The organism is Armatimonadota bacterium (genome assembly GCA_025059775.1).
In the GTDB taxonomy this organism is placed as follows: Bacteria; Sysuimicrobiota; Sysuimicrobiia; order Sysuimicrobiales; family Sysuimicrobiaceae; genus Sysuimicrobium.
The window spans coordinates 1-910 of the sequence record JANXCW010000035.1 but is presented as its reverse complement, the minus strand read 5'-3'; the positions used below and the strand labels follow the sequence as shown (position 1 = coordinate 910).

2 protein-coding genes are annotated in these 910 nt (G+C 63.1%); one reads left to right on the top strand and one right to left on the bottom strand.

All coding sequences use genetic code 11. From position 1 onward, the window contains the following. The coding region (locus N0A24_12215) for a hypothetical protein (protein MCS7174100.1) at positions 1 to 209 on the top strand (209 nt) is incomplete at its 5' end. Between the two features lie 122 nt (positions 210 to 331). On the opposite strand, the gene N0A24_12210 is transcribed toward N0A24_12215, so the two are convergent. After that, positions 332 to 910, bottom strand: a 579-nt coding sequence (locus N0A24_12210) for a VOC family protein (GenBank protein ID MCS7174099.1), incomplete at its 5' end; no start/stop codon positions are given.

Genomic DNA, 910 nt, shown 5'->3' with positions numbered 1-910 from the left:
AGATGCTTGCCAAGCGCCATCCGCTGGTACGCGAAGCGATTTATGAATCGATCCCTGCGAGGCAGCGTGCCCACCTGCATCGCCAAATTGCCGAACAACTGGAAGGGAACCACATCGCCCTGCCCGATGAGCAGCGCTGGCTGCACTGGAGGCGCTCGGAGCCAGACGAGACGGTGCTGGCACGGTTGTGGGACAGGTCTGAGCGATGAGGCAGCAGCACGCCTGCTAATGCAAGCCTACCGCGCAATGGGACGCCGCGCGGATGCCTTTCAAGTCTACGCCCGCTGCCAGAAAGCGCTGGCTGAGTTGCTGAACACAACGCCCTCCGAACCTACGCGCCAGCTGTATGAATCGATCCTGAACGGATGACCCTATCGGATTTTGTGGGCGGATAGGTCAGTGGGGGCAGCTGCCTCTCGATTCGCTCACGCTGAGCCTCCAGCCAGGGCGGTAGCACCAGCCGCTCGCCCAAATGCGCCATGTCCTCGTCCACGCTGAAGCCTGGTCCGTCGGTTGCCAGCTCGAACAGTACACCGCCCGGCTCAAGGAAGTAGACCGAACGGAACCAGAAGCGGTCGATCGCGGGCGTCGGCTGCAGACCCGCCTGTGCCACACGCTCACGCAGAGCGTTCAGGTGATTCTCGTCACGAGTACGCCAAGCGAGGTGATGCATGCCGCCCCTGCCCCACCGTCCGCGCGACAGTTTCGAGCGCACCTGCACATCGAGATAACCGAAGCCCCGCTCACCGGGCGCACCCACCTGAAAGCGATGCCACTCGCCCGCCTCGTCCACCTTGAGGAAGCCCAGTATCTCGGTCAGCACGCGCTCCGTCGCGCCTAACGACGCCACGCAAATTTGCGCCACATACAGCCCCCGAATCTGATGTTCAGGCGGCACAGGGCTAGCATC